The 6,000-nt window shown below is 75.0% G+C and carries 7 protein-coding genes; 2 read left to right on the top strand and 5 right to left on the bottom strand.

Annotated elements, in window-relative coordinates; all coding sequences use genetic code 11:
- Positions 1–35 precede the first annotated feature (35 nt).
- Positions 36–722, top strand: coding sequence for an HAD family hydrolase (locus tag ACSNOK_RS09010; RefSeq protein ID WP_436780075.1), 687 nt, complete (start codon positions 36–38; stop codon positions 720–722).
- A gap of 54 nt (positions 723–776) precedes the next feature.
- Here ACSNOK_RS09010 and ACSNOK_RS09005 read toward each other — a convergent pair whose 3' ends face one another.
- Positions 777–1,022 (bottom strand): hypothetical protein, encoded by a 246-nt coding sequence (locus ACSNOK_RS09005; RefSeq protein WP_436780074.1) that lies wholly within the window; start codon positions 1,020–1,022, stop codon positions 777–779.
- 388 nt (positions 1,023–1,410) lie between these two features.
- Between ACSNOK_RS09005 and ACSNOK_RS09000 the strand changes: the two genes are divergently transcribed.
- Positions 1,411–1,794, top strand: a complete 384-nt coding sequence (locus tag ACSNOK_RS09000; RefSeq protein WP_171165190.1) for a cold-shock protein — start codon at positions 1,411–1,413, stop codon at positions 1,792–1,794.
- A gap of 128 nt (positions 1,795–1,922) precedes the next feature.
- Here ACSNOK_RS09000 and ACSNOK_RS08995 read toward each other — a convergent pair whose 3' ends face one another.
- The 4 genes from ACSNOK_RS08995 to ACSNOK_RS08980 form a co-directional block, all read right to left on the bottom strand.
- A complete protein-coding gene (locus tag ACSNOK_RS08995; RefSeq protein ID WP_436780073.1) occupies positions 1,923–2,777 on the bottom strand; it encodes a 1,4-dihydroxy-6-naphthoate synthase in 855 nt (284 codons plus the stop codon).
- 11 nt (positions 2,778–2,788) lie between these two features.
- A complete protein-coding gene (locus tag ACSNOK_RS08990) occupies positions 2,789–3,706 on the bottom strand; it encodes a futalosine hydrolase (protein WP_436780072.1) in 918 nt (305 codons plus the stop codon).
- Positions 3,707–3,708: 2 nt separating this feature from the next.
- A complete protein-coding gene (locus ACSNOK_RS08985; protein WP_436780071.1) occupies positions 3,709–4,164 on the bottom strand; it encodes a DUF2771 domain-containing protein in 456 nt (151 codons plus the stop codon).
- A gap of 211 nt (positions 4,165–4,375) precedes the next feature.
- Positions 4,376–5,875 carry an MFS transporter gene (locus tag ACSNOK_RS08980; RefSeq protein ID WP_436780070.1) on the bottom strand — a complete coding sequence of 500 codons (1,500 nt, stop codon included), beginning with the start codon at positions 5,873–5,875 and terminating at the stop codon, positions 4,376–4,378.
- Positions 5,876–6,000 lie beyond the last annotated feature (125 nt).

Below are 6,000 nucleotides of genomic sequence, written 5' to 3'. Positions count from 1 at the left end.
CGCCCCCACCCCCCTCATTGAGCACAATGAACCGCATGACCACGCAGCCCCGCGCCGCCGTGCCGGCAGCCCCCTTCACCGTCGGGTTCGACCTGGACATGACCCTGATCGACTCCCGGCCGGGGATCCGGACGACCTACGAGGCCCTGGCCGCCGAGACGGGTGTGTACATCGACGCGGAGCTGGCGGTCGGCCGGCTCGGGCCGCCGCTGGTGCAGGAGCTGCGGGAGTGGTTCCCGGAGGCGGACGTGCCGCAGGTGGCGGACCGTTACCGGGCCCTCTACCGGGAGCTGGCCATCACCGGCTCCCTGGCGATGCCCGGCGCCCGGGAGGCCCTCGACGCCGTGCGCGAACTGGGCGGCCGGTCGATCGTCGTCACCGCCAAGCACGGCGGGAACGCCCGGCTCCACCTCGACCACCTGGCCCTGGCGCCGGACGCCCTGATCGGCGACCTGTGGGCCGAGCAGAAGGCGGTCGCCCTGCGCGAGCACGGCGCCGGTGTCTACGTCGGCGACCACACGGGCGACGTCCGGGGAGCCCACGCCGCCGGCGCCCTGTCGGTCGCGGTCGCCACCGGCCCGTGCCCGGCCGGCGAACTGCGCGCCGCCGGCGCGGACGTGGTGCTCGACGGGCTCGCGGACTTCCCGCGCTGGCTCCGCGCCCACCGGGCCGCGGCGGAGGCCGGGGAGGCGGAAGCCGGGGAGGCGGCGGCATCGGCTTAGCCGGTCCGGCCAGGCCGGCCCGGAGCCGGGCCGGTCAGGCCGCTTCCCCCGGGGTCAGCGTGCCGCCGACGCCTCGCGTGCGCGCCGTCGTTGGTCGGCCGCGGTGCGCAGGACCCCGGCCGCGGCGACCAGGAAGCCGACGCCCATGAGCATGCACACGAAGTAGGCGGCGGACGGCAGGGGGTCCGCGCCGAGGAAGAGCGGGGCGACGGTGGCCATCGTGGCCACGGCGCCCACCAGGAAGACGATCGCGCCAGCGCGCACCAGCAGATCCCCGGCCCGGGGCGTTTCGTTGCTCACCCGAGCAGGGTAGTTGCCTTGTGGCGGGCGCGTGCCCGCGGCTGCCCGTCAGGGTTGTGACCAGGAACGGCGCGGGAGGGCCGCCCGGCGGCGGGGCGGGAGCGGAAACCACCGGAGGCGCGCCGAACGCGCAGAGGTACGACCTGAGGACGTCTTGTCACCGGGCCCGGGACCATTAGCCTTGGTTCCGGCGGGTCCTGCGACCCGCTGCCCCGTCATCCAGAGCAGCATCCCGACCCGTATCCAGCACCGTTTTTACTTGCTTTCAGACGTTTCGATAATTTGCCACACGTACCGATCGTTTCCGATACATTCCGACCGTTTCAGCTTTCCGATCAGCTATCCGATCAGCTTTCCGTTTCCGACGAGTACGAGGACGAGGACAGACGTGCCTACCGGCAAGGTCAAGTGGTTCAACAGTGAGAAGGGCTTCGGCTTTCTCTCCCGTGACGACGGCGGGGACGTCTTCGTGCACTCCTCGGTGCTCCCGGACGGGGTCGACGCCCTCAAGCCGGGCCAGCGCGTGGAGTTCGGCGTCGTCGCCGGGCAGCGCGGCGACCAGGCCCTCACCGTGACGCTCCTGGACCCCACCCCCTCCGTGGCGGCGGCGCAGCGCCGCAAGCCCGACGAGCTGGCCTCGATCGTCCAGGACCTGACCACTCTCCTGGAGAACGTCACCCAGCAGCTGGAGCGGGGCCGTTACCCCGACAAGGCGCAGGGCTCCAAGATCGCCAGCATGCTGCGGGTGGTGGCCGACCAGCTCGACGTCTGACCGTCGGAGCCCGCAGCACGCACGCAGCACGCACTCAGCGCGCCCGACGCGCGCCGGACGGGTCCGGGGTGCCCCGGCCCGTCCCGCGCCGCCGGGCGTGGCGGAGGCACCCGACGGGACGGGGTGCCTCAGACGAACGTGAGCGCGTCCGGCCGGAGAGCCGGCACCAGCCCCTCCGCCGCCGCGCGGGTCAGCAGACCGCGGACCGCCGCGTAGCCGCTCTCCCCGAGGCCGGCGGTGAACTCGTTGACGTACAGCCCGATGTGCTGGTCGGCGACGGCCGGGTCCATCTCCTGGGCGTGCTCAAGGACGTACGGCCGGGACGCCTCCGGGTCGTCCCACGCCATCCGCACGGACGTCCGGGCCGCCTCCGCCAGCCGCCGCAGCGTCTGTGCGCCCAGCGAGCGCTTGGCGATGATCGCGCCCAGCGGGATGGGCAGCCCGGTGGTGGCCTCCCAGTGCTCGCCCATGTCGGCGAGGCGGGTGAGCCCGTAGTTCGCGTACGTGAAGCGGGCCTCGTGGATGACCAGACCGGCGTCCACCTTCCCGTCCCGTACCGCCGGCATGATCTCGTGGAACGGCAGGACGACGATCTCGCCGACGCCGCCCGGCACCTCCGCCGCCGCCCACAGGCGGAACAGCAGGTAGGCGGTCGAGCGCTCGCTCGGCACCGCGACCGTCCGGCCGGCCAGCTCCGCCGGGTCGGTGATCCCGCCCGCCGTCAGCACCAGCGGCCCGCAACCGCGCCCCAGAGCACCGCCGCAGGGCAGCAGGGCGTACTCCTCCAGCACCCACGGCAGTACCGCGTACGACACCTTGAGCACGTCGAGCTCGCCGCGCTCGGCCATGCCGTTGGTGACGTCGATGTCCGCGAACGTCACGTCCAGCGGCGGCGCGCCGGGGACCCGGCCGTGCGCCCAGGCGTCGAAGACGAACGTGTCGTTGGGGCACGGGGAGTAGGCGATGCGGATCGGCTGGTCCATCGGCTGGTCCATCAGGCTCGGCTGCCTTTCTCGACAGGTTCCTCGACGGGTTCCCCGGCGGCTTCCGCGGGGGGTTCGGCGGAGGTGTGCCCGGCGTCTTCCCCGGCGGCTCGCTCAGGGGCGGCGGATATCCGGGACGGCTTCCCCGCTCGTCCGTTCGCCGGCCCCGCTTCCGACGGCTCGGTCGGAGTCGGCCCGGCCTCCGCCGGCGCGACGGCCGTCCGCAAGGCCGGCCCCACCGCCCGGAACGCCTCCGTCAGCGCGGCGAGCGCGTCGCCGATGCGCCAGGCGGCCCGGTCGCGCGGTCCGACCGCGTTGGAGATTGCCCGCAGCTCCAGCACCGGCACCCCGTGCGCCGCCGCGGCCTCGGCCACGCCGAAGCCCTCCATGGCCTCGGCCAGGGCGTCCGGGTGGCGGTCCGTCAGCTCGGCGGCGCGGGCCGCCGTACCGGTCACGGTGGACACGGTCAGGACGGCTCCGGGCCGGGCGCCCGTCGCCGCGCCGACCGCGTCGACGAGGGCGTCGTCCACCGGGTGCGCGTCGACGCCGAAGCCCAGCTCGGTGACGGGCAGGAAGCCCTCCGGCGTGGCCGCGCCCAGGTCGGCGGCGACGATCCGGCGCGCGACGACGAGCGTGCCGAGCGGCGCCCCGGGCGCGAAGCCGCCGCCGATGCCCGCCGAGACCGCCAGGTCGTACGGGGCGCCGGCGAGCGCCGCCGCCGTCAGGGCCGTGGCCGTGCCGGCCGCCGCCGCGGCGGGGCCCACCCCGGCCGCGAGCACGTCGTACGTCACGCCGGCCGCCGTCGTCCGGTGCAGGACCGCGCCGCCGGGCAGCGCGATCTCCTCCGGCTCCTCGGGCTCCGCCGGTCCGGCGGCGGCCGTCACGGACGACCGCTCGACGGCGACGGCGGTGACGACGAGGACGCGCATCGTCAGCTGTCGCTCTTCAGCGTGTAGTTCCAGACGCCGTACGTCTTCTTGTCGGCGAACATGACGATGCTGACCTTGGCCTCGTCCACGCCCTGGAGGAAGGTCCGGGCCGAGAAGGTCCGGTACGTCTTCGTGGACGGGTCGGTCTGCCGGCCGTTGACGAAGAGGACCCACCCCTTCTTGGCCACCTTCGGGTCGACGCCGAAGTGCAGGTCGCCGTCGACGGAGGTCTTGATGGTCTTGCCACTCTTGCCCAGGCAGTCGCCCAGGTCCTCCCTGTCGAGGTTCCCCTTGCCGTCGTAGCAGGCGGCCTCGGAGTGGACCTCGGACTTGCCGGCGGTCACCGTCGTCAGCGGAGTCGGCTTGTCGCAGGCGGAGAGGGCGACGACCCCGAAGGTCACGGCCCCGAGAGCGGCAGCGGCGCGGCGGCGTCTGCCCCGGAAAAACGCAGCGGTCATGCGGGCAGGCTATCTGGCCACGTCAATCCCTTGACGCGCGGGTGCGGTGAGACGCGCCGGGCGGACGCGGATCCCGCGGCGGCCGGGCGCGGCGAGCGCGCCGCGCCGCCGCCGAGGACGCGGCGCGCCGCCGGTCACGCGTACCGCACCGGCGCCCTGCCGGCCCCTCGGCGCGCGGGCGGGACCGGCAGCGCCGGAGGCCGCCCGCCGGTCACGCCACCCGCGCGTGCGGCGTGCCGTGCCGGGCCGCCGTCAGCAGGCCCCGGACGGCCGTCGCCGCGCCCAGGGCGAGGAACCCGGCGGCCACCGCCATGCCGAGGACCCCGTTGAGCGGCAGCAGGATGCCGATGCCGCCGCCGATCACCCACGACATCTGGAGCAGCGTCTCGGAGCGGGCGAACGCGGAGGTCCTGACCTCCTCCGGGACGTCGCGCTGGATCAGCGAGTCCAGCGACTGCTTGCCGAGCGCCTGCGAGACGCCCGCGACCGCCGCGACGAGCACGATGAAGAACGCGTTGTACAGCGCCGCCGTGACGGCCGTGGAGGCGAGGGCCGCGGTGAGGACCACGGCGATGGTCTTCTCCGGGCCGCGGGAGCGCAGCAGCGCGCCGATCGCGGTGCCGAGGGCGTTGCCCGCGCCCGCCGCCACCGCGGCCATGCCGAGCGAGAACGCCGGGCCCAGCCCGCCGAGCGGGTGGACGCGGAGCAGGAACGCCAGGAAGAAGGTGAGGAAACCGGAGAGCATGCGGAGCGCGCTGTTCGCCTGGAGGGCGTGCAGCACCGAGCGGCCGACGGTACGCAGCCCGGGCTTGGGGCTGCGGTCCCGGCGGGCGCGGAGCGCCCGCCGCTCCCGCCACGTCCGCCATGCCTCGGGGCCGCGCCGGCGCGAGGCGGGCCGTCGCGGCAGGGCGGCCGGCCGGGGCCGGTGCGCGAAGTGGGGACGGTGGGGGCGGTGGGGGCGGTGGGGGCGGTGTTCCGCCGACGCGAGCCGGGCGCGGACCTCGCCCTTCGACGAGTCGACCACGTGCGGCAACGAGAGCGACAGGTAGGCGCCGAGCAGGAAGACGACGCACGCGCCGTACAGCGGCCAGGCCGGTCCCAGGTGGTGCAGCCCCGCTCCGAGCGGGGCCGCCAGTCCCGTGGCCACCAGGCCTCCCAGCGTCACCCGGGAATTCGCCTTCACCAGCGAGATCCGTGGTGGCAGCAGCCGTGGCACGACGGCCGACCGCACCACCCCGTACGCCTTGGACGCCACCAGCACGCCCAGGGCCGCCGGATAGAGCTCCAGACCGCCGGTGGCGACCGCGCCCGTCATGGTGAGCGCCAGGACCACCCGGGTGATCATCGCCGCGGCCATCGCCGCCCGGCGCCCGTGCGGGAGCCGGTCCAGCAGCGGCCCGATGACCGGGGCCAGGAGGGTGAACGGGGCCATGGTGATCGCCAGGTACAGCGCCACCCGGCCGCGCGCCTGGTCGGTCGGGACGGAGAAGAAGACGGTGGACGCCAGCGCGATGGTGATGAGCATGTCGCCCGCGGAGTGCACCGCGTGCAGCTCGATCAGCTTGGCCAGGCCCGACTCGCCCGCCCCGTGCGCGTTCGTCGCCTTGCGGATGCCGCGGGCGGCGAGCGTCACGGGCGCGCGCAGGGCACGGCCGACGCTCCGGCCGCCCCGGCGGAGCGGACCGCCCTGTGCTGACCGGATGACACCCACCACGTCATCTTGCCCCACCCGGAGCGGAGTACGGCACTCCCGGCACGGTCGCTTTCGGCGGATCGGGGGCGGGGCCGGGCGGCGGACGCGCGGCGGGCCCTGTCGGCGGGTCCGCGGCGGGCGCT

Source organism: Streptomyces sp. URMC 126, from assembly GCF_051386555.1.
GTDB lineage: Bacteria > Actinomycetota > Actinomycetes > Streptomycetales > Streptomycetaceae > Streptomyces.
Note: the sequence above shows the minus strand (reverse complement) of the source record. Positions and strands in the feature narration are given on the sequence as shown.